The sequence below is a fragment of the Pseudomonas sp. Pse1 genome, assembly GCF_024519635.1.
In the GTDB taxonomy this organism is placed as follows: domain Bacteria; phylum Pseudomonadota; class Gammaproteobacteria; order Pseudomonadales; family Pseudomonadaceae; genus Aquipseudomonas.
The window spans coordinates 79,870-104,790 of record NZ_JALJRO010000002.1; the positions used below are offsets into that span (position 1 = coordinate 79,870).

Below are 24,921 nucleotides of genomic sequence, written 5' to 3' on the forward strand. Positions count from 1 at the left end.
CTGCTCGCGAAGGCGGGCTACAAGACAACACCCAACCCGCCTCGTACAATGCCCGCTGCCCTGTAGGAGAGTTCAATGACCCGCATCGCCACCGCCCGAAAACCCCGCGCTCGCAGCCAGGCCCGCATCGACTCGATTCTCGACGCGGCCCGTACTCTGCTGGCGGCCGAGGGCGTGGCCAGCCTGTCGATCTACAGCGTGGCCGAACGCGCCGAGATCCCACCCTCCTCGGTCTACCACTTCTTCGCCAGCGTCCCAGCCCTGCTCGAAGCCCTGACCGCCGACGTGCACGCCGCGTTTCGTGCCTGCCTGCAAGCACCGATAGACACTGCGACGCTGCACAGCTGGCGCGATCTGTCGCGGCTGGTGGAAGAGCGCATGTTGGTGATCTACAGCGAAGACGCCGCCGCTCGCCAGTTGATCCTGGCCCAACATGGCCTGACCGAAGTGACCCAGGCCGACCGCCAGCACGACATCGAACTGGGCGACCTGATGCACAAACTCTTCGACCATCACTTCGAACTGCCGAGGCTGCCCGAAGATGTCGATGTGTTCGCCCTGGCCATGGAGCTCGGCGACCGGGTTTACGCCCGTTCGGTGCAACAGCACGGGCAAATCACCCCGCGCATGGCCGAGGAAGGCATGCGCGTCTTCGACGCCTACCTGGGCCTGTACCTGCCGCCCTACCTGCCCAAGCGCCACGCATAAAAAACCCCGAAGGGTTCACACCCGTCGGGGTTGCTCGTTGCGCACCGCTTACAACTTGGCGATCGACACCTCGGTGGATTTGACGAAGGCGATCACTTCGCTGCCGATCACCAGCTCCAGCTCCTTGACCGAACGCGTGGTGATCACTGAAGTGACGATACCCGAGGCGGTTTGCACGTCGATTTCCGACAGCACGTCGCCTTCGACGATTTCCTTGATGGTGCCTTTGAACTGGTTGCGGACGTTAATGGCTTTGATAGTCATGCGCTTGATTCCTGTCTTGAGAAAGTAAGGTTATTGCGCCCAGCGCAGTTGCGTAGGCAAGGGTGAAACGGGTTCCGGGTCAGGCGGTACGCCCGGCACGGCCAACACTCGGTTGAGCACTTCAGTTTCCAGCGCTGCCAGTCGATGAGAGCCGCGAGCCCGAGGGCGCGGCAGTTCGACGTGCAGGTCCAGGCCAATCTCGCCCTCTTCAATCAGCAGTACGCGGTCGGCAATCGCCACCGCTTCGCTGACGTCGTGGGTCACCAGCAATACGGTGAAGCCGTGCTGCTGCCACAGGCGTTCGATCAATTGCTGCATCTCAATCCGGGTCAGGGCATCCAGCGCCCCCAAAGGCTCGTCGAGCAACAACAGGCGTGGTTTGTGGATCAACGCCCGAGCCAATGCCACGCGCTGCTTCTGTCCGCCGGACAAGGCCGCCGGCCACTCATGGGCGCGATCCGCCAAGCCCACAGCTTCGAGGGCATCCAGCGCCTGTTGCTGCCAATTGCCCTTGAGGCCGAGGCCGACGTTGTCGATGACCTTTTTCCACGGCAGCAAACGCGCTTCCTGGAACATCAGCCGGGTGTCTTCCCGCGCTTCGCTGAGCGCCGCGGAGCCGGCCAGCAGCTCGCCTTCGGTGGGCTGATCGAGACCGGCCAGCAAGCGCAGCAGAGTGCTCTTGCCGCAGCCGCTGCGACCGACCACGGCGACAAACTGCCCGGCCGGAATATGCAGATCGATCTCGCGCAGCACCTGCCGCGCGCCAAAAGTCTTTTGCAGTTTGCGCACTACCAGCGGAATCCCGCGCAGCAGGCGCGGCGGTTGTTGAGCCGTCATGCCGCACCTCCCTTGACCACTTGATAAGCCGGATGCCAGCGCAACCACACACGCTCAAGACCGCGAGCCGCGAGGTCGGCCAACTTGCCGAGCACCGCGTACAAAACAATTGCCAGCACCACCACGTCGGTCTGCAGGAACTCCCGGGCATTCATCGCCAGGTAGCCGATGCCGGAGCTGGCGGAAATGGTTTCGGCGACGATCAGCGTCAGCCACATGAAGCCCAGGGCAAAACGCACGCCCACCAGAATCGAGGGCAGCGCCCCCGGCAGGATCACCTGACGGAACAGGCTGAAACCACTCAGGCCATAACTGCGGGCCATCTCCACCAGCGCCGGGTCGACGTTACGGATGCCGTGGTAGGTGTTGAGGTAAATCGGGAACAAGGTGCCCAGGGCCACCAGGAAAATCTTCGCCGACTCGTCGATGCCGAACCACAGGATCACCAGCGGAATCAACGCCAGGTGTGGCACGTTGCGGATCATCTGCACCGAGCTGTCGAGCAGGCGTTCGCCCCATTTCGACAGCCCGGTGATAAACCCCAACGCCAGGCCAATCCCACCGCCGATGACAAAACCGAGCCCGGCGCGCCAGCCGCTGATGGCCAGGTGTTTCCAGATTTCGCCGCTCTGCACCAGGTTCACACCGGCCTCGATCACCGCGATCGGCGCCGGCAAAATCCGCGTCGACAACCAGCCCGCCGACACCGACAACTGCCACACCGCCAGCAACAGCAACGGCAAGGCCCAGGGCGCGAGACTGTGGATAAGCGTTTGCTTCTTCATAACGCGCCTCAGCTCTGCGACGCGGCTTTGGGAAGAATGTCGTTGGCCACCATCTCGCCGAACGGACTGACGTAGCCGGCGCTTTTCGGAAGCTCCGGGCGCACCACGTCCAGATGCGGGAACAGCAGCTCGGCCACCCGGTACGACTCTTCCAGGTGTGGATAACCGGAGAAGATAAAGGTGTCGATGCCCAGCTCCGCGTACTCCTTAACCCGCGCAGCCACGGTCGGACCATCGCCCACCAGCGCCGTACCGGCACCACCGCGTACCAGGCCGACCCCTGCCCACAGATTGGGGCTGACTTCCAGGTTGTCGCGGCTGCCGCCATGCAGCGCGGCCATGCGTTGCTGGCCCACTGAATCGAAGCGCGCCAGGGAGGCCTGGGCGCGGGCAATAGTGTCGTCGTCCAGGTGCGAGATCAGCCGATCCGCCGCCTGCCAGGCTTCGGCGTTGGTCTCGCGGACAATCACGTGCAGACGAATACCAAAGCGCACGGTGCGTCCCAGCTTCGCGGCTTTTTCGCGTACCTGAGCGATCTTCTCTGCCACCGCAGCCGGCGGCTCGCCCCAGGTCAGGACCATCTCCACCTGCTCGGCGGCCAGATCCTGCGCGGCTTCCGAAGACCCGCCGAAATACAGCGGCGGACGCGGCTGCTGGATCGGCGGATAGAGCAGTTTCGCGCCCTTCACGCTGATGTGCTGACCGTCGTAGTCGACCGTCTCGCCTTCCAGCACACGGCGCCAGATTCGGGTGAATTCCACCGAGGCCTGGTAGCGCTCCTCGTGAGTCAAAAACAGACCATCACCGGCCAACTCTTCCGGATCGCCGCCCGTCACCAGGTTGAACAGCGCACGCCCACCGGATAAGCGATCCAGGGTCGCCGCCTGCCGCGCTGCCACCGTCGGGGAAATGATCCCGGGGCGCAGGGCAACCAGGAACTTCAGGCGCTGGGTCACCGGGATCAGCGAGGCGGCAACCAGCCACGAATCTTCGCAGGAGCGTCCGGTGGGAATCAGCACCCCGCCGAAGCCCAGGCGATCCGCCGCTTGCGCGACTTGTTGCAGGTAGCCATGGTCAACGGCGCGCGCGCCTTCAGCGGTGCCAAGGTAATGGCCGTCGCCGTGGGTAGGCAGGAACCAGAAAATATTGAGGCTCATGGAGTGGTCTCCTTGGGAAGTCGGATTACTGTGCGTTGGCAACGGTCGCCGGGGGCGTCCAGATCACGTCTTTGATGCTCAGGGGTTTGGGAATCAACTTGAGCTGGTAGAAGCTGTCGGCGATTTTCTGCTGCGCCGCGACCACTTCCGGGGTGAGGAAATGCGCGCCGTAGCCTTGGCGTTTCACTGAAGTCAAGGTGATGTCGGCTGGCAGGCCGAGCAGCGGTGCGACCTGTTTGGTCACGTCTTCAGGGTTCGCTTGCGACCACTCGCCAACAGCACGTACCTGGTCCACCAGGGTCTTGATCACGGCCGGGTGTTGCTCGGCGTAGGGTTTGGTGGCGAGGTAGAACTGATGGTTGTCGACGATGCCCTTGCCGTCACGCAGGGTGCGCGCCTGCAACTGCTGTTCGGCGGCGGCCTGGTACGGGTCCCAGATCACCCAGGCGTCAACGCTGCCGCGCTCGAAGGCAGCACGGGCATCGGCCGGTGGCAGGAATACGGTCTGGATGTCGCTGTATTTGAGGCCGGCGTCTTCGAGGGCGCGCACCAGCAGGTAGTGCACGTTGGAGCCCTTGTTGAGCACGACTTTCTTGCCCTTGAGGTCCTGTACCGACTTGATCGCCGAGTCCTTCGGCACCAGGATCGCTTCACTGTGAGGCGCTGGTGGTTCGTAGGCGACGTAGAGCAGATTGGCACCGGCCGCTTGGGCGAACACTGGCGGGGTTTCGCCGGTCACGCCGAAGTCGATCGAGCCAACGTTCAGGCCTTCAAGCAGTTGCGGACCGCCGGGGAACTCGGTCCATTGCACGTCGACGCCTTGGGCGGCGAGGCTTTTTTCCAGGGTGCCCTTGGCCTTGAGCAGCACCAGGGTGCCGTATTTTTGATAGCCGATTCGCAGGGTTTCGGCCTGAGCTTGAGTAATGGCGCCGAAGGACACAGCCGCAACAAACAGAGCGACCAGACCGCGACGCAAAATGACAGGGCGCATGGCGCTCTCCTTTTTGCAGTAGGGTTTTGGCTGCACCTGCTTGCCCGTTAGCGGGCGAGTAAGGCCAGTACTTCAGTGGGTAGGTGAGGCTTAAATGCTCCAGCGAGCACTCAACAAACGTTCATTCAACAACTGGGGATCCAGTGGCTTGGGACGTCGGGCCAGAGCGCCGACAAACTGTTCCAACGCTTCGTGCAGACGCTGTTCCAGTTCCGGCGCCAGCTTCGCCTGGGCACTGCCTTCGCCGTAGGCGATCTGGCTGTCCTCGGCAAAAATTCCCTGGAGCATTTCCTGGGCCTTGAGCGCCGACAACACCGGCTTGAGCGCGTAGTCCACCGCCAGCATGTGGGCGATGCTGCCGCCCGTGGCCATTGGCAACACCACCTTGTGACTCAGGGCACGCTCAGGCAGCAAGTCCAGCAGGGTTTTCAGCGCCCCGGAAAACGACGCCTTGTACACTGGGGTGGCGATCACCAGGCCATCGGCATTTTCAATCTGTTGCAGCAGGTCTATCACCTTCGGGCTGTCGAAGCGTGCATGCAGCAAGTCCTCGGCCGGGAAGTCCCGTACCTGGTAACTCACCACTTCCACTCCCTGTTGTTGCAACCAGCGTTGGCAGCGCTCCAGCAGCACCCCTGAACGGGAGCGTTGGCTGGGACTTCCTCCGAGTGAGACGACCAGCATTGCCTTGATTCCTTGCGCGTTATGGGCGATTCGCGGCGGCGATCTCGCGTTGGTTGAAGCAACCTTAACAGGTGTTTTTTATATCCATAAATCATATTTATTCATTTGGTTATTCATTACAGATATATGGAAACAGCTTTCGATCGCCCATAAAAAAAGGCCGTCGAAACGGCCTGAAAACCCCTGCTTTGGATAAATCGGTACGGCTATATCAGCGATTCGGTTGTGGAGTCAGACGCAAGTAAGGCTTCACGGCGCGATAGCCTCTGGGGAAGCGCTGGGCAATTTCCGCTTCGTCCTTGAGCGAAGGCACGATCACCACCTCATCGCCGTCCTGCCAGTTGGCCGGCGTGGCCACCTTGTGGCTGTCGGTGAGTTGCAGGGAGTCGATCACCCGCAGGATTTCGTGGAAGTTGCGCCCGGTGCTGGCTGGATAGGTGATGGTCAGCCGAACCTTCTTGTTCGGGTCGATGACGAACAGCGAGCGCACGGTCAGGGTGTCGTTGGCGTTCGGGTGAATCAGGTCGTAGAGGTCGGAGACCTTGCGGTCGGCGTCGGCGAGGATAGGGAAGTTGACCTGGGTGTCCTGGGTTTCGTTGATGTCCTCGATCCAGCGGTGGTGTGAATCCACCGGGTCGACCGACAGGGCAATGGCCTTGACGCCACGCTGGGAAAATTCGTCCTTGAGTCTGGCGGTGAAGCCCAGCTCGGTGGTGCACACCGGCGTGAAGTCGGCCGGATGGGAAAACAGCACGCCCCAGCTATCGCCCAGCCACTCGTGGAAGCGGATGGTGCCGGCGCTGGAATCCTGTTGGAAATCGGGGGCGATATCGCCGAGTTTGAGGCTCATGGTGCGGCTCCTTGTGAGTGCGTGATGAACCTACTGTGCCTCGTCTTTTTATTAATTAAAAAGAATAAATATCGATTTATTTAGAACCGTAAAGAATATTAAATTTCTGTTCACTGGACGCTCGCACGCGCAGCGGCCACTCTGGCGCCAAGGTTCGAGAAGGCCTTGAGTTGCTGTAGAGAGGGAAGTGAGGAAGCACCCGCGGGGGCGGGCCTTCCTGCAAGACAAAGCCCCGCCCGGCGTGATGCCGGGCGGGGCTTTTTTCGTCGACTGCGAACCGCGCTGTTACAACAGCGGGATCGAGTAGCTGACGATCAGGCGGTTTTCGTCCTGGTCGCGTTGACCTGGGATGTCGTTGCGCCACATGGCGTTTTTCCAGGTCAGGCCGAGGTTTTTCAGCGGGCCCTGAGGCACGACGTAAGCCACGGTCAGGTCTCGTTCCCACTCGCTTGCGCCAGTCACGTTGACCTTGGTCTGCGGCTTGCTGGTACCGACGTTACCGGAGGTGTCGATGTCGTCGCCGCGCAGGTAGACGATACCGGCGGTCAGGCCTGGCGCGCCAATCTGGGCGAAGTCATAGGAGTAGCGAGCCTGCCAGGTACGTTCGCCAGCACGGGCGAACTTGGCGATTTGCATGTCGGTAGTCAGGTAAGCCGACGAGCCGTCACCCTGGTTCAGCCAAGGGAAATCGCTGTCGCCGTTGCTGACCTGGTAACCGCCACCGAAGGTGTGGCCGGAAACGGTGTACAGGAACAAGCCGCTGTACAGGTTGTTGTCGACCTTGCCCTTGGTGATGCCAGTACCATAGTCACCGGTGGTGTAGTACGCAGGATCGTTGCCGTTGGCACCGTCATCGCGGCTGTTGAAGTAGCGCAGATCGGACTTCAACACGCCCGGGCCGATCGCCCAGCTGTGGATCAGGCCCAGGAAGTGCTGCTTGTAGAAGTTATCCAGGTTGCCGTAGTAGTACTGGGCAGTCAGGTCCTTGGTGATCTTGTAGTCGCCACCACCGTAGATGAACTTGTTGCTGTCGCGACCCGAAGCAGTCGGGCTGTTGGCGCCGGCAATCGACAACTCTTCGTTGTTGCTCGAGTTACGGCCCTTGGCGTGCTCGATCTGGCCGCCGACCAAGGTCAGGTCCTTGATCTCGTTAGTGGTGATCTGGCCGCCCTGGAAGGTTTGCGGCAGCAGACGACCGTCGTTGGTCACGATCACTGGCAGTTTTGGCTGCAGGGTGCCCAATTTCAGTTCGGTCTGGGAGATCTTGGCCTTGGCGGTCAGGCCCAGGCTGGAGAAGTTATCAACGGCTTCACCGTTGGACTTGCTCGGGAACACGGTGCCGCCGTACGAAGTAGCGGTTGCGCCGTTGGTGCCGCCGCCGGAATCCAGCTTCACGCCCACCAGGCCGATGGCATCAAGACCGAAGCCTACCGTGCCCTGGGTGTAGCCCGAGGTGAAACGCAGGTCGAAGCCTTGGCCCCACTCTTCCTGCTTGTTCTGCGCACCGGCAGCTTTGGTGTTGTTGTCGCGGTTATCCGTGTTGATATAGAAGTTACGCAGGCCCAGGGTGGCCTTGCTGTCTTCGATAAAACCGGCGGCGCCTGCCTGCTGCGCGACAACCCCTACGGCCACAGCCAGGGCCAAGGTGGACTTGTTCATGTATCACTCCTCTCGTTTCTAATTTTTGTGTTTCTGGTCCAGAGTCTGTCGCCCCGGTTCCACAGATGCGCGATTAGCGTCTGAGCGCATCCGCCAAGTCAATCGTAACAAGGCGTGTCTACGACCATGGTCTAACCGCATGATTCGGTGTGTTCAGGTTAATGACTTTTCGATAAACCCAAAAAGAATTATTTCATAGTTTTTCATATGATTCTGGAATATAGCGCGACGGCATTCTCCGAACCGGGCGCAGGATATCGCCTACACCCGCTAATTCCTAAACGGCACTTCAAAAAGTTTTTTTAGAACATTCGTCTGAAAAAGACATTGACGGTCGTCAAAAATGATCAAAAAGCGCGACCTCGTTGGGCGAAGCGCATCATCCGGGGCAAATGTTACAGTTTGTGTATCGACTGAAATATTTTTGTCACCCTGGCTTTGATTGAAAGCCAGGGCGGTGGTGGCGGGGTCAGAGGGCTTTTTCGAAGATCTTCGAATTGCGCTGGTAGTTGTACAGCGAAGCCCGTGCCGACGGCAGGCGCTCGACGCTGCTGGGCACGAAGCCGCGCTCACGGAACCAGTGCGCAGTGCGGGTGGTGAGCACGAACAGGGTTTTCAGCCCTTGGGCACGGGCACGGCTTTCGATCCGTTCCAGCAGTTCATCGCCACGACGACCGTGGCGATATTCCGGATTGACCGCCAGGCACGCCAGCTCGCCGGCATCCGAATCGGCAATCTGATACAACGCCGCACAGGCAATGATCATCCCTTCGCGCTCGACCACGCTGAACTGCTCGATCTCACGCTCCAGCACCTCTCGGGAACGACGTACCAGAATCCCCTGCTCTTCCAGCGGACTGATCAGATCCAGCAATCCACCGACGTCTTCAATGGCCGCTTCGCGCAGCAGTTCAAACTGCTCCTGAGCGACCAGCGTGCCACCACCGTCACGGGTGAACAGCTCAGTGAGCAGCGCACCGTCCTCGGCATAACTGACGATGTGGCTGCGTCCCACACCGCCACGGCAGGCCTCGGCGGCGGCATCCAACAGTTCGCCCTGATAGTTTGACCCCAGGCGCTGCAAGTGCGCCGGCACCTGTTGTGGGCGCAACTCGCGCACCAGCCGCCCGTCTTCGCCGATCAGACCCATTTCGGCACCGAACAGCAGCAGTTTGTCCGCTCCCAAATCAATGGCCGCGCGGGTAGCGACGTCTTCACAAGCAAGGTTGAAGATTTCACCGGTCGGTGAGTAGCCCAGCGGCGACAGCAGCACGATGGAGCGCTCATCCAGCAGGCGGTTGATGCCCTTGCGGTCGACCCGGCGCACTTCGCCGGTGTGGTGATAATCCACGCCCTCGAGCACGCCAATCGGCCGCGCAGTCACCAGGTTGCCGCTGGCCACACGCAAGCGTGAGCCCTGCATGGGCGACGAGGCCATGTCCATCGACAGGCGTGCCTCAATGGCGATGCGCAATTGGCCAACGGCATCGATCACGCATTCCAGGGTCGCCGCGTCGGTGATGCGCATGCCGTGGTGGTAATGCGGGGTCAGGCCACGCGCCGCGAGGCGGGTTTCAATTTGCGGACGCGAGCCGTGCACCAGCACCAAGCGCACGCCGAGGCTGTGCAGCAGCACCAGGTCGTGGACGATATTGCCGAAATTCGGGTGTTCGACGCCGTCGCCAGGCAGCATGACGACGAAGGTGCAATCGCGGTGGGCGTTGATGTAAGGGGAAGCGTGACGAAGCCAGTTGACGTATTCGGGCATAGCACCTGTACCTGTAATAAGTAGCAGCCGATAAAAGGACTTGGCAAAACGCACAGCGGGCTGGTGGTTATCGTCGGAACAGGCTTGGCGACACGCGCGCTCTCCTTATGAATACGGTTGGACTGCCCCGGGATTCACGCCGGGGTCAGGCAGTAATGTTCGATCAGTTGTCTTAGTAGATGCACCGTAGGCTGCAAACGTGACATTTCCAGGAATTCTCCCGGCTGGTGGGCGCAGGCGATGTCGCCCGGGCCGAGCACCACAGTCTCACAACCAAGGCGCTGAAGATAAGGCGCTTCGGTGCCGAACGCCACTGCTTCGGCACTATGGCCAGTCAGTCTTTCCGCAACCTGGACCAGATCCGACTCCGCCGGTTGCTCGAACGGCGGTACTTCGGGGAACAGCGGCGCGTAGTCGATCTTCACCTGATGGCGCTCGGCAACGGCTTCGAGTCGCTGCCGAATGGCGGTGCGCAAGGCGTCGGGGTCCATGCCGGGCAGTGGCCGCAGATCGAATTCCAGCGAGCATTGCCCGCAGATGCGATTGGGGTTGTCGCCACCGTGGATACAGCCAAAGTTGAGCGTCGGTTGCGGCACGCTGAATTGCGGGTTGCGGAATTCGCGCTGCCAGAGCAAGCGCAAGCCACGCAGTTCCCCCATGGCATCGTGCATGGCTTCCAGCGCGCTATGCCCCAGGCGCGGGTCGGAGGAGTGACCGCTCTGGCCGAGGATGTCGATGCGCTCCATCATCACCCCCTTGTGCAGGCGAATCGGCTTGAGCCCTGTCGGCTCGCCGATCACTGCGACCCGCCCCAGTGGCTGGCCGGCGGCCGCGAGGGCGCGGGCACCGGACATCGAGCTTTCCTCATCGCAGGTGGCGAGGATCATCAGCGGCTGTTTGAACGGTTGGCCGAGCAACGGCAGCACGGCTTCGATGGCCAGGGCGAAAAAACCCTTCATGTCGCAACTGCCCAGGCCGATCCAGCGACCATCGACTTCAGTCAGTTTCAGCGGGTCGGTTTGCCACAACGCGCCATCGAACGGCACGGTATCGCTGTGCCCGGCCAGCACCAGGCCACCTGGACCCGAACCCAGCGTGGCGAGCAGATTGAACTTGCCCGGACTGACTTGCTGGATATCGCAGGTGAAACCCAGATCGCCGAGCCAGGTCGCCAGCAAGTCGATAACGGGGCGATTGCTCTGATCCAGGTGAGCCTGGGTACAACTGACCGACGGCGTGGCGATCAATGCAGCGAACTGGTCTTTCATGGACGGCAAAGGCATCGCTGGCTCCCACTCGCGGATTGAGCTTCATCATAGAACCATCCAGTGACAGGAATAAACCGTCGCGGCGCGGTACACTGCACGGCCTTGGCAGCCACACCTTCTCCGGCTGCACTCCCGATCCTGGATTTTCCGGCCATGCACAAAGAAACCGAAATCAAACTGCGCGTCAGCCGCGAAACCCTCGCCGCCTTGCGCGAGCATCCCCTGCTGAAAAAACGCAACAAAAGCGGCTGGGAAAGCCGTGAGTTGATGAACCAGTACTTCGACACCCCGGAGCGCGAACTGGCCCACGCCAAGGTCGCCCTGCGCCTGCGCCGCGACGGCGACGAAGTGATCCAGACCCTCAAGACCCGTGGCCAGAGTGTCGCCGGCCTGTCCGAGCGCAATGAATTCAACTGGGACCTGCCCAAGGCCAAGCTCGACATCAAAAAACTCGACGGTGAATGCTGGCCTGAAGCGCTGGCTGAGCTGGACAAAAAAACCCTTAAGCCCATTTTCACCACCGACTTCGTGCGCGAGCGCGCCGAAATCGCCTGGGGCCGCGGCAAGGCCAAGGTGGTGATCGAGGCCGCACTGGACCTGGGCCACGTCGTGGTCGGCAAGCAGAAAGAAGAAATCTGCGAGCTGGAACTGGAACTGCGCGAAGGCGAGCCGGCAGCCTTGCTGGAACTGGCCGCCGAGCTGGCCGAGAAACTGGCGCTGATGCCGTGCGACATCAGCAAGGCGGAACGTGGCTATCGCCTGTACGACGCCAACAGCTACTCGCTGAGCCTGCCGGCCCCCGAGCTGAGCTTCGAAATGCCGCTGGACGATGCATTCGCAGCCCTGTGCTGGCACTTGCTGGGCAGCAGCCAGCGTCTGGCCGAGCAGTACCGCTTCAACGGCCACTGGCGCCTGCTGCAGGACTGGGTCGAGTGCCTGGCCGAACTGCGCGCACTGATTGGTAGCCTCGGCCAAGCCGCGCCACGCCAGTCGACCCACGACCTGCGTGCGGCACTCGACGCCCTGCTCGAAGACTGGCGTCCACTGGTCCAGGCCGGTCTGGACGACGAAGACGTACGCAAGGTGGCACCCGAGCAATTCCTCGAAGAACTCGAAGACCCACGCTGGGGCCAGTTCTCGCTGAACGCGTCACGCTGGTTGCTGGCTCGCAGCTGGACCGCCGACCGCAACACCCGGGGCAATCGCCAGGGCGCTGCGCAGTTGGGGAACTGGTTGCCACGCCTGTTGGCTGAAGAAGCCACCTCGCTGCAATTGCAACGCTACCAGCAGCAGCCGGAAGACCTCGCCGAGCAGTTGCCGCGCATCGAACGTATCCAGGCCTGGCTGCACCACGCCCGCGCCGTGCTGGACGTGGCGGAAATGGATCGCCTGTATGGCGAGCTGAACAAACTGGCGCAACTGGCCAACGAGTCGATCACCGACGAAGTGCTCGATGCCCGCAAGCAGCAGGCGATTGCGGTGTATCAGAACCGCGCGTGGAAGACCTTGCTGCGTATGTAATGCCGCCATCGCTGGCAAGCCAGCTCCTACAAGGGACGTGTGGTGCACACAAACCCCCTGTAGGAGCTGGCTTGTCGGGCCGCCGCATCGCAGCGAAGAGGCCCGCCCAATCACCGCAAAACCTTCAAACCGGCAAACAGGTGGTCGACTTGATCTCCGACAACGCCACAATCGAGTTCACTTCCTGGATCCCCGGCACCATCGACAGTTTCTCGAAGAAGAAGCGCTCGTAGGCTTCGATGTCCGCCGTGACGATCCGCAGCAGAAAATCCACCGCGCCCATCAGCACATAACACTCCAGCACTTCAGGAAAACCGCGAATCGCCTCGGTGAATTCGGTGAAGTTCGAACGGCCGTGGGCGTTCAGTTTGACCTCGGCGAATATCTGCGTGTTGAGGCCGATTTTCTTGCGGTCAAGTAAGGTCACCTGACCACGAATCACCCCCTCCTCACGCATTCGCTGGATCCGGCGCCAGCACGGCGACTGGGATAACCCGACCTGATCGGCGATCTGCGCGCTGGACAGTGAAGCGTCCTCCTGCAGCAACGCCAGAATACGGCGATCGTAAGCGTCCAGCTCGCTGCGCATAAATAAACCTCTCTATCGTTTATCTGAGAATCAATTAATTCGACTGACCTGCAATTTCGCCTATCTTAGGCAAAAAAAACCCCACGACAGATGTAAAAATTTCTCCATCGCCCTGGAGACCGACCATGCCCCCGCTCGAAGCTGTCAGCAACCCACCTGTCCGCGCCGATGTCTGGCACGCAGCCAACACCCATTGCCAAGTCCACTACCAATTGCTCGCCGAAGCCGAGCCAGACCTGCTATGCCGGGCGCTGAACCTGTTTGCCCTGCAATTCCTCGTGCCGCTGCAGGTCAACGTGCAGCGTCAGGACGACCTGTTGGCCCTGGACATCGTGATCGACGGCTTGAGCTGGCATCGGGCCGAAGTGATCGCGGAAAAACTCCGTAACCTGATCAGTGTCTGCTCGGTGGAACTCACAACCACTGACTCTCACCGGGATGTAGCGATACTGGCGACCGGCTGAAGACCGCAGAAAAACCTCGCAACGCTTGATCCGGGCGTACCGCCAAGGCTGCGTCGGGGGAGATCTATCCTTGCCAATCGATGCTCTACATCGTTTCCACAAGGAGTGCGGATGTCCTCTCAACTCGCTACCCCGGATCGCTGGCTGGATCTCAACGAACTGCTGCGCGCCTTGATCGCTCAAGGGTTCCTCAGCCAAGAGGCGGCCGAACAGACGCTCAGCGCCCGACGCGACCCAGCCAACAGCCAATTACACCCACTGGAGTTTCTTGCCAGCCAGCAACTTGCCGACCGCCACCGACCGGGCCAACACCTGGATCTGGAAAGCCTGACCCTGTGGCTGGCGCAACAGGCCGGCCAGCCCTACATGCGCATCGACCCGCTAAACATCAATGTCGCCCGGGTCACTCCGCTGATGTCCTATGCCTTCGCCCAGCGCCACAAAATCCTCGCCGTGGCGATCGATCGCCACGCAGTGACCGTCGCCAGCGCGCAGCCTTACGTTCGTGGCTGGGAAGCCGACCTGGCCCATGTGCTGCAACTGCCGATCAAGCGCGTGCTGGCCAATCCGGCCGACATTCAGCGCTACAGCGTCGAGTTCTATCGCTTGGCCAAGTCAGTCCGCGGTGCCAGCCTGGCGGATCATGCAGCGACCGTCGGGGGCAACTTCGAGCAGTTGCTCAACCTTGGCGCCAGCGACCAGGAGCCCGACGCCAATGACGCGCACATCGTCAACATCGTCGATTGGCTGTTCCAGTACGCCTTCCAGCAGCGTGCCAGTGATATCCACATCGAGCCCAGGCGCGAACAGGGCACCGTACGATTTCGCATCGACGGCGTGTTGCACGTGGTCTATCAATTTCCGCCTCAGGTCAGCGTGGCGATTGTCAGTCGCCTGAAAAGCCTGGGGCGGATGAACGTTGCCGAAAAGCGCAAACCCCAGGACGGCCGCGTCAAGACCAGGACTCCGGAAGGCGGCGAAGTGGAGCTGCGTTTGTCGACCCTGCCCACCGCGTTCGGGGAGAAGCTGGTCATGCGCATTTTTGATCCGCAGGTACTGCTCAAGGACTTCAATCAACTGGGATTTTCCGCCGACGATCTACGTCGCTGGGAAGACATGACGCGCCAGCCCAACGGCATCATTCTGGTCACCGGCCCGACGGGATCGGGCAAGACCACTACCCTCTACAGCACCCTGAAACAACTCGCGACGACCCAGGTCAATCTGTGCACCATCGAAGACCCGATCGAGATGATCGAACCGGCATTCACGCAAATGCAGGTCCAGCACAGTATCGAGCTGGGCTTTGCCAGCGGAGTGCGCGCGCTGATGCGCCAGGACCCGGACATCATCATGATCGGTGAAATCCGTGACCTCGAAACCGCCGAGATGGCCATTCAGGCAGCGCTTACCGGGCACCTGGTGCTGTCGACCCTGCATACCAACGATGCGCCCAGTGCCATCAGCCGTTTACTGGAATTGGGCATCCCGCACTATCTGATCAAGGCGACCCTGCTCGGGGTCATGGCCCAGCGTCTGGTGCGCACCCTGTGCCCACACTGCAAGGTGCCACTGGCATTGTCCGACAGTGACTGGCGCAGCCTGACTCACCCAAGACCGCTGGCTCCGCCCACCAACGCACATCGCGCCACAGGTTGTCTGGAGTGCCGCAACACGGGTTACCGCGGCCGCGCAGGTGTCTACGAAATCATGCAACTGAGCGAGCGCCTCAAAGCCATGCTCAACCCGGCTGTCGATATCCAGGCCATCCGTTACCAGGCGCTCAAGGACGGCATGTGCAGTCTGCGCGAGGCCGGCGCGGAAAAAGTCGCCAAAGGCCTGACCAGCATCGACGAAGTCCTGCGGGTGACGCCACATCCTGAACGGAAGTAAAGCGTGTCGCGGACAAGCACCCACCGCTACACTCAGGCCTGCACCTTCATTGACTGAACAGGGATATTTCATGCAAACCGGTAGCGTACTTCTGCTTTTCGTTGGCTTGGTGGTGGCCATTTTGTTCATGGGGTTCAAGGTGGTTCCCCAGGGCTATCAATGGACCGTCGAGCGATTTGGCCGATACACCAACACCCTCAAGCCAGGCCTGAACATCATCATTCCGGTGATGGACCGCATCGGTCGCAAGATCAACGTGATGGAAAGCGTGCTGGATATTCCACCGCAGGAAGTCATCACCGCCGACAACGCCACGGTGCAGATCGATGCCGTGTGCTTCTTCCAGGTGGTCAACACCGCACAGGCGGCTTATGAGGTGAACAACCTCGAACACGCCATTCGCAACCTGCTGCAGACTAATATCCGCACTGTACTGGGTTCGATGGAACTGGATGCCATGCTCAGCCAGCGCGACGGTATCAACGAAAAACTACTGCGCACCGTGGATGAAGCGACCGCGCCCTGGGGCATCAAGATCACCCGGATCGAAATCAAGGACATCAGCCCGCCCGCCGACCTGATGGCGGCCATGTCCGGGCAGATGAAAGCCGAGCGGATCAAGCGTGCGCAGATCCTAGAAGCCGAAGGCCTGCGCGCCTCGGCGATTCTCACCGCCGAGGGCAAGAAGCAGGCACAGATCCTCGAAGCCGAAGGCAGTCGCCAGGCAGCATTTCTCGAATCCGAAGCCCGTGAACGCCAGGCCGAAGCAGAAGCCAAGGCCACCCAGGTGGTGTCTGAGGCGATCGCCAACGGCAACGTCCAGGCAGTGAATTACTTCGTCGCGCAAAAATACATCGACGCCCTCGGCAAACTGTCTTCGGCCAACAACAGCAAAGTCATCCTGATGCCGCTGGAAGCCAGCCAGGTGATCGGCGCGGTCGGCGGTATCGGCGAGATCGTCAAGGCCACGTTCGACAGCAAGAAGGCCTGAGGCGCGATTTATGTGGGCATTCCTGCAACAGCTTTCATTCTGGGACTGGCTGGCACTGGGCACTGTGCTGTTGATTCTCGAAGTGTTCGGTGCCGGCGGCTACCTGCTGTGGATCGGCTTGGCGGCCGCCGCCGTCGGCGTGCTGACTTTCGTCATTCCCGGCCTGTCATGGGAGTGGCAGTTCCTGCTGTTCGGCTTGCTGTCGATCTTCACCGCCCTGTACTGGTGGTATCGCCAGCGCAGTGCAGTGCGGACCAGCGACGAGCCGAACCTCAACCTGCGCGGCCAGGAACTGCTGGGCAAGGTGTTCGTGGTGCATCAGGCGATAGTCGACGGGCGCGGCAAGATCAAGGTGGCTGATGGCGTGTGGATGGCCAGGGGGCCGGACACTCCCGAGGGCGCCAAAGTACGGGTAGTGGGTTTGGATGGTGTGGTGATCGTCGTCGAGCATCTGGATTAGCCGGCGCGGAACAAAATCGCCCTTTGCCAATCCAAACGGCCAGTTCTTCCCAACCCGATGGAGTCACCCTAAATGCGCGTCAAACTGGCCGCCGCTACCCTTGCCCTGCTCTCGCTGAGCGCCGGGTCTGCCATGGCCGATACTTTCTGGAGAAACGTGATTTCCTCAGGTGCGACCACGGCTTCCACCTACCTGACCTCCAAGGATCACAAAATGATCGCGGCGGCCCAGGACGACGCCAGCAGCTTCGTCGCCAGCGACGGCGCCATTCGCGGGCCGTTCCTGGAGTCGGCCATGCACCAGGTGCGCGCCGAGCACCCGGGTCTGCAGGCCAGCGATATGGAATTGGCCAACGCGATTCTGGCGCGTAATACCACCACCGAGTAATGCTGCTTTTTGCAGGAGCGAGCAAGCTCGCTCCTGCAGTGGTTTCCAGCCCAAGCCCAGTGCCATTCCTTCAGCGATATTCATCCACCGGCACACACGCACAGTACAAATTCCGATCGCCATACACATTGTCCACCCGATTCACCGTCGGCCAGTACTTGTGCGCCCGAGTGTGGGCGTCCGGCGTCACGGCCTGCTCGATGCTGTAGGGCCTATCCCAGACCCCCGTGATATCCGCCAGGGTATGGGGCGAGCGTTTCAGCGGATTGTCATCGGCCGGCCAGGTGCCGTTCTGCACCTCGCTGATTTCCGCGCGAATGCTCAACATCGCATTGATAAAGCGGTCCAGCTCCGCCTTGGACTCACTTTCAGTCGGCTCGACCATCAAGGTGCCGGCCACCGGAAACGACATGGTGGGCGCGTGGAAGCCGTAATCCATCAGGCGTTTGGCCACGTCTTCCTCAGTGATCCCGGTCAGCGCCTTCAGCGGCCGGAGGTCGAGGATGCATTCATGGGCCACCCGCCCGTTGCGCCCGCTGAACAGCACCGGAAATGCGCCGGACAACTGTTCGGCCAGGTAGTTGGCGGATAGGATCGCCACCTCGCTGGCATCCGCCAGTTGCGGGCCCATCATGGCGATGTACATCCAGCTGATCGGCAAAATACTGGCACTGCCCCAGGGCGCGGCGCTGACCGCACCGTTCTGCGGATCCGGCCCGTCCAGCGGCACTACCGGATGATTGGCGACGAACGGCGCAAGATGAGCGCGAACTCCGATCGGCCCCATCCCTGGCCCGCCACCGCCGTGGGGAATGCAAAAGGTCTTGTGCAGATTCATGTGTGAGACGTCGGCACCGATGTCCGCCGGCCGCGCCAGGCCGACCTGGGCGTTGAGGTTGGCGCCATCCATGTACACCTGACCGCCATGACTGTGGATAACTTCGCAGATCTCGCTGATGCCCTCTTCGTACACACCGTGGGTCGAAGGGTAAGTCGCCATCAGGCAGGCCAGTTTGTCCCCCGCCGTCGCGGCCTTGGTTTTCAGGTCTTCCAGATCGACGTTGCCGGCCTCGTCGCACTCGACAATCACCACCCGCATCCCGGCCATTTGCGCCGAAGCCGGGTTGGTGCCGTGGGCCGATGCCGGGATCAGGCAAATATCCCGCGCACCTTGCTGACGGCTCGCGTGGTACTTGCTGATCGCCAGCAGCCCGGCGTATTCGCCCTGAGCCCCGGAGTTGGGCTGCATGCAGATCGCGTCGAATCCGGTGATCGCGCACAACCAGCTCTCCAGCTCACTGATCATCAAGCCATAGCCCGTCGCCTGCTCCTTCGGCGCAAAGGGGTGCAGGTTGGCGAAGCCCGGCCAGGTGATCGGGATCATTTCGGCGGTGGCATTGAGTTTCATGGTGCAGGAGCCCAGCGGGATCATCGACTGGTTGAGCGCCAGGTCCTTGTTCTCCAACTGTTTGAGGTAGCGCAGCATCTCGGTTTCACTGTGATGGGCGTTGAACACCGGATGGCGCAGGTACGTGCTGCTGCGCAGCAGGCTGGCCGGAATCCCGGACGCCAGGGGCTCGCCATCCAGCTCGGCGACCTCCAGCCCATGGGCAGCCCCCAGGAACACGTCGAACAGCTTGGCCACGGTGCGTTCGTCACAGCTCTCGTCAAGACTCAGGCCGACCTGGCCCCGGCCCAGGATCCGCAGGTTGATCTGCGCCGCCTTGGCGGTTTCGATGATCGCGGTCTGGCTGCCGCCCACTTCAAGGGTCAAGGTGTCGAAGAACTGTTGGTTGAGGCGGGTGATGCCGTTGCGCTCGAGCCCGGCGGCGAGGATGCAGGTCAGCCGGTGCACCCGTTGCGCAATGCGCTTGAGCCCTTGCGGACCGTGGTAGACCGCGTAGAAGCTGGCGATGTTGGCCAGCAGCACCTGAGCCGTGCAGATGTTCGAGTTGGCCTTCTCGCGGCGAATATGCTGCTCGCGGGTTTGCAGAGCCATGCGCAGGGCGACATTGCCACGGGCATCTTTCGAGACACCAATGATCCGCCCGGGAATCGCCCGCTTGTACTCCTCACGACTGGCAAAAAACGCCGCATGCGGGCCGCCATAGCCCATCGGCACGCCGAAGCGTTGGGACGAACCGAACACCACGTCGGCGCCCATTTCACCAGGCGGCGTCAGCAACAACAGGCTGAGCAGGTCAGCCGCGACGCAAGCCAGTGCCTGCTGGGCGTGCAGGTGATCGATCAGCGGCCGTAGGTCGCGGATCTCGCCGTGGGTATCGGGATACTGCAACAGCGCACCGAACACCTGGTGCTGCGGCAAGTTATCCACAGCGTCGACGATCAATTCGAAACCGAAACCCTGAGCCCGGGTTTGCACCACGGAAATGGTCTGCGGGTGACAGTTCTCATCGACGAAGAACAGATTGCTTTTAGACTTCGCCACCCGCTTGGCCAGCGCCATGGCTTCCGCGGCGGCCGTCGCCTCATCGAGCAGCGAAGCATTGGCCAGATCCAGGCCGGTCAAATCGATGGTCAATTGCTGGAAATTGAGCAGGGCTTCGAGCCGGCCCTGGGCAATTTCCGGCTGATAGGGGGTGTAGGCGGTGTACCAACCGGGGTTTTCCAGCACGTTTCGCAGGATCACCGCTGGCGTCAGGGTCCCGTGATAGCCCATGCCGATCAGGCTGGTCCAGACCTGGTTCTGCTCGGCATAGCCGCGCAGCTTTGCCAACGCCGCCTCTTCGTCCAGCGCCTGCGGCAGTTCCAGCGCACGATTGAAGCGAATGCCCGGCGGCACCGTCTGCTCGATCAATTCGACCCGGCTGCCGAGCCCCAGGCTGTCGAGCATCGCCTGTTGTTCAGTGGCGTCCGGCCCCAGGTGGCGGCGCAGGAAGGCATTGGGGTCGCGTAACTGGCTCAAGCTGGGCATTTGGGACATGACGGGCTCTCTCTTGATTGGCGCTCAGCGTCTGTTCAACTCGGTTCAGGCAGCATAGCTGCCCTGTGCGCAGGGTATGGTGTCTTCGGCCAATCGGAGCCATTCTGTTGCGCGTCTCGCCTACGTCCGCCCATCAGGTGCCCTGATCGTCATGAGCCAACTGCCTTTTCTGCCGTTTTCCAAACCTGTCATCGATGAAGCCACCATCAGCGCGGTCGGCGATGTCCTGCGCTCCGGCTGGATCACCAGCGGGCCCAAGGTCCAGGCCTTTGAAGCGCAACTCTCAGAGTTTTTCGGCGGCCGCCCGGTGCGCACTTTCAATTCCGGCACCTGCACCATGGAAATCGCCCTGCGCATTGCCGGTATCGGTGCCGGTGACGAGGTGATCACCACGCCCATCTCCTGGGTGGCAACCGCCAACGTGATCCTCGAAGTCGGGGCGACGCCGGTGTTTGCCGATATCGACCCGATCACCCGCAACATCGATTTGGACCAACTGGAAGCCGCGATCACCCCGTGCACCAAAGCCATCATTCCCGTGTATCTGGCCGGTTTGCCGGTGGACATGGCGCGCCTGTACGCGATTGCCCGCAAGCATGGCCTGCGGGTGATCGAGGACGCCGCCCAGGCGCTGGGTTCCAGCTGGAACGGGCAGCGGATCGGAGCCACCGGGGATTTCATTTCGTTCAGTTTCCAGGCGAACAAGAATGTCACCTGCTCGGAAGGCGGCTGCCTGGTCCTCAACACGCCTGAAGAGGCGCGACTGGCGGAAAAGTACCGCCTGCAAGGGGTGACCCGTAGCGGCTTCGACGGCCTGGATGTCGACGTGCTGGGCGGCAAATTCAATATGACCGACATCGCTGCCGCCATCGGCCTGGGTCAGTTTGCCGGGATAGAGGCGATCACCGCCCAGCGCCGGATGCTGGCCAAACATTACTTTGAGTGCTTCGGCGACGATTTCGAGGCCCGTTACGGTGCACAGTTGCCGCCGGCGGACTTCACCCAAAGTAACTGGCACCTGTTCCAATTGGTCCTGCCTGAACGCACCGATGGACTACCGGCACGCGCCACCTTCATGGAGAAAATGCAGGAGCTGGGAATTGGCATCGGCTATCACTACCCGCCGATTCATCTGCTGAGTCTGTACCGCGAACGCGGGTTCAAGGAGGGGATGTTCCCGGTGGCCGAGCGTGTTGGCCGGCTGATCGTGTCGTTGCCGATGTTTTCGACCATGAACTCGGGCGATGTCGAGCGGGTGGTGGCAGCCGTAAAAACCGTACTGCAGCGCTGATGGAGGTTGGCGCAGGAGCCGACTGAGCGGCTCCTGCGTGCGCATCACTCGCCGATAGCGGCCTTGTAGCCGGCGGCGTCGAGGAGTTTTTCCAGGTCGGCCGGGTTGCTTGGCTTGAGCTTGAAGATCCAGGCGCCGTAAGGCTCGGAGTTGAGCAACTCTGGACTGGCGCTCAGATCTTCATTGACGGCGATCACTTCACCGGCAACTGGCGAGTAGATGTCCGAAGCGGCCTTGACCGACTCCACCACACCGGCCTGGTCGCCAGCGCCGAATACATTGCCCACTTCAGTCAGTTCGACAAACACCACGTCGCCCAACGCCTCCTGAGCGTGATCGCTGATGCCTACCGTGACAGTGCCATCCGCTTCCAGGCGCGCCCATTCGTGACTTTCGGCAAAACGCAGGTCGGCAGGGATATCGCTCATGTTCTGTGTCCTCAAGAAGAAATGTCAGCGGTGCTGGCCCGCCGGAAATGGTTAGATCAAGGTTTTGCCATGCCGCACGAAGGTCGGTTTTACCACCCGAACCGGGTACCACTTGCCACGGATTTCCACTTCTGCGCGGTCGGCGGTTGCCATCGGCAATCGCGCCAGGGCAATCGATTTGCTTAGCGTAGGAGAGAAACTACCACTGGTGATCTCTCCTTCGCCAACATCAGCGATGCGCACCACTTGGTGCGCACGTAAAACCCCGCGCTCTTCGAGCACCAGGCCGACCAGTTTGTGCTGTACGCCAGCCGTACGCTCGGCTTCCAGCGCGACCCGGCCGATGAACGGACGAGCGGCGGGATCCCAGGCAATGCTCCAGGCCATGTTCGAGGCCAGCGGTGAAACATCCTGATGAATGTCCTGGCCGTAGAGGTTCATTCCAGCCTCCAGGCGCAAGGTGTCGCGGGCGCCGAGACCGATGGGCGAGATCCCGGCGCCGACCAGGTCGTTGAAGAACGCCTGGGCCTGATCGGCCGGCATGGCAATTTCCAGGCCGTCCTCGCCGGTGTAGCCGGTACGGGCAATGAACCAGTCGCCGTCGTATTGACCTTCAAAAGGCTTGAGTTGCTGGATCAGGACGCCACGGGACTGGCTGACCAGCTCGGCAATTTTCTGCCGGGCATGCGGCCCCTGGATCGCCAGCATTGCCAGGTCGCGGCGCTCGTGCAGTTGTACCTGGAACTGGCCGATCTGCGCCTGCATCCAGGCCAGGTCCTGATCACGGGTGGCGGCGTTCACCACCAGGCGGTAACCGTCTTCCTGGCGATAGACGATCATGTCGTCGACGATGCCACCACGCTCATTGAGCATGGCGCTGTACAGGGCACGGCCGTTGATGTGCAGGCGCTCGACATCATTGGCCAGCAGATACTGGAGCCAGGCCTTGGCCTGTGGGCCGCTGACATCGATCACGGTCATATGGGAAACATCGAACACCCCGCAATCGCGGCGCACCTGATGGTGTTCCTCGACCTGCGAGCCGTAATGCAGTGGCATATCCCAACCGCCAAAATCGACCATCTTCGCGCCGAGGGCGAGATGAAGGTCATACAGAGGCGTACGCTGTCCCATGGGTTTCTCCTTCCGGGCGTGGCGAAGGTGCGAACAGGTGCTATCGGGGTGAAAGCCTCAGAATAGAGGGCTTTCAGCCAATTTCAGCTACCCGGTCTGAAGGACGATCCGCACCGAATGCCGCGCATTGTAGCCGCAAGGTGTAGTACTGGCACCTAACCGATGCGATGAGCCGAACGGCGGATCAAGCCAATGACCGGCAACAGTCCCACCAGGATCAGGGTCAAGGCCGGCAAGGAGGCGCGCGCCCACTCCCCTTCGCTGGTCATTTCGAAGATCCGAACGGCCAGCGTGTCCCAGCCGAACGGGCGCATCAGCAGGGTGGCGGGCATTTCCTTGAGCACATCGACGAACACCAGCAGCGCCGCGCTAAGGGTCCCGGGCAGCAGCAATGGCAGATACACTTTGAAAAACAGTCGCGGGCCACTCACTCCCAGGCTGCGGGCGGCTTCGGGCAAGGATGGACGAATCCGCGCCAGGCTGTTTTCCAGCGGTCCGTAGGCCACCGCAATAAACCGCACCAGATAGGCCAGCAACAAGGCTGCCACGCTACCCAGCAGCAACGGCTTGCCGGCCCCACCCAGCCAGCTCGACAAGGGCACCACCAACTCGCGGTCCAAATAACTGAATGCCAGCATGATCGACACCGCCAGCACCGATCCCGGCAAGGCATAGCCGATATTCGCCACGCTGATCCCGGAGCGAATGGCCCGGGTCGGTGCCAGGCGGCGGGCGAACGCCAGGACCATAGCCACGCTGACGGTGATCAGCGCCGCCATGGCGCCCAGGTACAAGGTGTGCAGGATCAGCGCGGAGTAGCGCTCGTCGAGGTCGAAACGGCCACGCTGCCAGAACCACGCCAGCAACTGCAGCAACGGGATCACGAACGCGCAGGCGAACACCAGGCCGCACCAAGTGCTCGCCGCCAGCGCCTTGAACCCACGCAAGTGATACAGCGCCTTGCCACGCGGCCGCTCATTGCTCGCGCGACTGGCGCCACGGGCGCGTCGCTCGCCGTACAGCAGCACCATCACCACCAGCAGCAACAGGCTGGCCAATTGGGCGGCGCTGGACAGGCTGAAGAAGCCGTACCAGGTCTTGTAGATTGCTGTGGTAAAGGTGTCGAAGTTGAACACCGACACCGCACCGAAATCCGCCAGAGTCTCCATTAGCGCCAGGGCCACACCGGCACCGATGGCCGGGCGCGCCATGGGCAGGGCCACACGCCAGAACGCCTGCCATGGCGATTGCCCGAGCACCCGCGCCGCTTCCATCAGCCCCTTACCCTGAGCCAGAAATGCAGTTCGCGCCAGCAAGTAGACGTAGGGATAGAACACCAGCACCAGGACCAGGATCACCCCGCCCGTGGAGCGCACCCGAGGCAGGCGCAAGCCGCTGCCGAACCATTCGCGCAGCAGGCTTTGCACCGGGCCGGAGAAGTCCAGCAGGCCGACGAACACGAACGCCAGGACATAGGCCGGAATCGCAAAAGGCAGCATCAGCGCCCAATCCAGCCAGCGTCGCCCGGGAAACTCGCACAGGCTGGTGAGCCAGGCCAGGCTCACGCCCAGCAAGGTCACGCCGACGCCGACCCCGAGGATCAGGGTCAGAGTGTTGCCCAGCAGGCGTGGCATCTGGGTGTCCCACAGGTGCGACCAGATCTGCGCATCGACGGATTGCCACGACAGCAACAGGACGCTCAGCGGCAGCAGAACCAGGGCGGCGACGGCGAAAACCAGCGGATACCAGCGGCGTTGGGCGGGATGGGCCACAGGGCGAGATCTCAAGCAGAGGAAACAGGCAGCACGGGGATGAAGAAGACAGGCACCCAAACAAAACGCCCCGCTA

At 61.5% G+C, this 24,921-nt stretch carries 23 protein-coding genes; 8 read left to right on the forward strand and 15 right to left on the reverse strand.

Features of this window, described 5'->3' with window-relative positions; translation table 11 throughout:
* Positions 1-75: 75 nt before the first annotated feature.
* Positions 76-708: a TetR/AcrR family transcriptional regulator gene (locus NR126_RS03025; RefSeq protein ID WP_027616926.1), complete on the forward strand. Its 633-nt coding sequence runs from the start codon at positions 76-78 to the stop codon at positions 706-708.
* A gap of 48 nt (positions 709-756) precedes the next feature.
* Here the strand turns inward: NR126_RS03025 and NR126_RS03030 are convergent, their stop codons facing one another.
* From NR126_RS03030 to argE, 10 genes are all read right to left on the reverse strand, one after another.
* Positions 757-972, reverse strand: coding sequence for a molybdopterin-binding protein (locus tag NR126_RS03030; RefSeq protein WP_003213899.1), 216 nt, complete (start codon positions 970-972; stop codon positions 757-759).
* 30 nt (positions 973-1,002) lie between these two features.
* On the reverse strand, positions 1,003-1,809 hold the full coding sequence (ssuB, locus tag NR126_RS03035) for an aliphatic sulfonates ABC transporter ATP-binding protein (protein WP_027616925.1): 807 nt from the start codon (positions 1,807-1,809) through the stop codon (positions 1,003-1,005).
* A complete protein-coding gene (gene ssuC, locus NR126_RS03040; protein WP_027616924.1) occupies positions 1,806-2,594 on the reverse strand; it encodes an aliphatic sulfonate ABC transporter permease SsuC in 789 nt (262 codons plus the stop codon). Before ssuC ends, ssuB begins: the two co-directional genes overlap by 4 nt.
* Before the next feature lie 8 nt (positions 2,595-2,602).
* A complete protein-coding gene (gene ssuD, locus NR126_RS03045; protein ID WP_027616923.1) occupies positions 2,603-3,751 on the reverse strand; it encodes an FMNH2-dependent alkanesulfonate monooxygenase in 1,149 nt (382 codons plus the stop codon).
* Between the two features lie 25 nt (positions 3,752-3,776).
* Positions 3,777-4,742, reverse strand: coding sequence for a sulfonate ABC transporter substrate-binding protein (locus tag NR126_RS03050; RefSeq protein ID WP_027616922.1), 966 nt, complete (start codon positions 4,740-4,742; stop codon positions 3,777-3,779).
* A gap of 90 nt (positions 4,743-4,832) precedes the next feature.
* The gene (ssuE, locus tag NR126_RS03055; RefSeq protein WP_256829651.1) at positions 4,833-5,426 is read right to left on the reverse strand and encodes an NADPH-dependent FMN reductase; all 594 of its coding nucleotides are present in this window, start codon (positions 5,424-5,426) and stop codon (positions 4,833-4,835) included.
* A gap of 211 nt (positions 5,427-5,637) precedes the next feature.
* Positions 5,638-6,276 (reverse strand): peroxiredoxin, encoded by a 639-nt coding sequence (locus NR126_RS03060; RefSeq protein ID WP_256829652.1) that lies wholly within the window; start codon positions 6,274-6,276, stop codon positions 5,638-5,640.
* Positions 6,277-6,561: 285 nt separating this feature from the next.
* The gene (locus NR126_RS03065) at positions 6,562-7,935 is read right to left on the reverse strand and encodes an OprD family porin (RefSeq protein WP_256829653.1); all 1,374 of its coding nucleotides are present in this window, start codon (positions 7,933-7,935) and stop codon (positions 6,562-6,564) included.
* Positions 7,936-8,404: 469 nt separating this feature from the next.
* Positions 8,405-9,703, reverse strand: coding sequence for an amino-acid N-acetyltransferase (gene argA / locus NR126_RS03070; protein WP_027616918.1), 1,299 nt, complete (start codon positions 9,701-9,703; stop codon positions 8,405-8,407).
* A 134-nt stretch (positions 9,704-9,837) separates the two neighbouring features.
* Positions 9,838-10,986, reverse strand: a complete 1,149-nt coding sequence (argE, locus tag NR126_RS03075; protein ID WP_027616917.1) for an acetylornithine deacetylase — start codon at positions 10,984-10,986, stop codon at positions 9,838-9,840.
* 138 nt (positions 10,987-11,124) lie between these two features.
* Between argE and NR126_RS03080 the strand changes: the two genes are divergently transcribed.
* On the forward strand, positions 11,125-12,492 hold the full coding sequence (locus NR126_RS03080; protein WP_027616916.1) for an inorganic triphosphatase: 1,368 nt from the start codon (positions 11,125-11,127) through the stop codon (positions 12,490-12,492).
* Between the two features lie 124 nt (positions 12,493-12,616).
* On the opposite strand, the gene NR126_RS03085 is transcribed toward NR126_RS03080, so the two are convergent.
* A complete protein-coding gene (locus NR126_RS03085) occupies positions 12,617-13,081 on the reverse strand; it encodes an Lrp/AsnC family transcriptional regulator (protein ID WP_027616915.1) in 465 nt (154 codons plus the stop codon).
* Positions 13,082-13,206: 125 nt separating this feature from the next.
* Between NR126_RS03085 and NR126_RS03090 the strand changes: the two genes are divergently transcribed.
* From NR126_RS03090 to NR126_RS03110, 5 genes are all read left to right on the forward strand, one after another.
* Complete coding sequence (locus tag NR126_RS03090; protein WP_027616914.1) at positions 13,207-13,545, forward strand: hypothetical protein; 339 nt, start codon at positions 13,207-13,209, stop codon at positions 13,543-13,545.
* Between the two features lie 111 nt (positions 13,546-13,656).
* Positions 13,657-15,438, forward strand: coding sequence for a GspE/PulE family protein (locus NR126_RS03095; protein ID WP_256829655.1), 1,782 nt, complete (start codon positions 13,657-13,659; stop codon positions 15,436-15,438).
* A gap of 70 nt (positions 15,439-15,508) precedes the next feature.
* A complete protein-coding gene (locus tag NR126_RS03100; RefSeq protein WP_027616912.1) occupies positions 15,509-16,429 on the forward strand; it encodes an SPFH domain-containing protein in 921 nt (306 codons plus the stop codon).
* Between the two features lie 10 nt (positions 16,430-16,439).
* Complete coding sequence (locus NR126_RS03105; protein WP_027616911.1) at positions 16,440-16,889, forward strand: NfeD family protein; 450 nt, start codon at positions 16,440-16,442, stop codon at positions 16,887-16,889.
* A 72-nt stretch (positions 16,890-16,961) separates the two neighbouring features.
* Positions 16,962-17,276, forward strand: a complete 315-nt coding sequence (locus NR126_RS03110; RefSeq protein WP_027616910.1) for a DUF2388 domain-containing protein — start codon at positions 16,962-16,964, stop codon at positions 17,274-17,276.
* Positions 17,277-17,346: 70 nt separating this feature from the next.
* Here NR126_RS03110 and gcvP read toward each other — a convergent pair whose 3' ends face one another.
* The gene (gene gcvP, locus NR126_RS03115) at positions 17,347-20,220 is read right to left on the reverse strand and encodes an aminomethyl-transferring glycine dehydrogenase (RefSeq protein ID WP_256829656.1); all 2,874 of its coding nucleotides are present in this window, start codon (positions 20,218-20,220) and stop codon (positions 17,347-17,349) included.
* A gap of 151 nt (positions 20,221-20,371) precedes the next feature.
* Here gcvP and NR126_RS03120 point away from each other — a divergent pair, with 151 nt between their 5' ends.
* Positions 20,372-21,511: a DegT/DnrJ/EryC1/StrS aminotransferase family protein gene (locus NR126_RS03120; protein WP_256829657.1), complete on the forward strand. Its 1,140-nt coding sequence runs from the start codon at positions 20,372-20,374 to the stop codon at positions 21,509-21,511.
* A gap of 44 nt (positions 21,512-21,555) precedes the next feature.
* On the opposite strand, the gene gcvH is transcribed toward NR126_RS03120, so the two are convergent.
* The 3 genes from gcvH to NR126_RS03135 form a co-directional block, all read right to left on the reverse strand.
* Positions 21,556-21,939 carry a glycine cleavage system protein GcvH gene (gene gcvH, locus NR126_RS03125; protein ID WP_105753611.1) on the reverse strand — a complete coding sequence of 128 codons (384 nt, stop codon included), beginning with the start codon at positions 21,937-21,939 and terminating at the stop codon, positions 21,556-21,558.
* 51 nt (positions 21,940-21,990) lie between these two features.
* Positions 21,991-23,073 carry a glycine cleavage system aminomethyltransferase GcvT gene (gene gcvT / locus NR126_RS03130; protein WP_256829658.1) on the reverse strand — a complete coding sequence of 361 codons (1,083 nt, stop codon included), beginning with the start codon at positions 23,071-23,073 and terminating at the stop codon, positions 21,991-21,993.
* A gap of 155 nt (positions 23,074-23,228) precedes the next feature.
* Complete coding sequence (locus NR126_RS03135; RefSeq protein ID WP_027616905.1) at positions 23,229-24,845, reverse strand: iron ABC transporter permease; 1,617 nt, start codon at positions 24,843-24,845, stop codon at positions 23,229-23,231.
* Positions 24,846-24,921 lie beyond the last annotated feature (76 nt).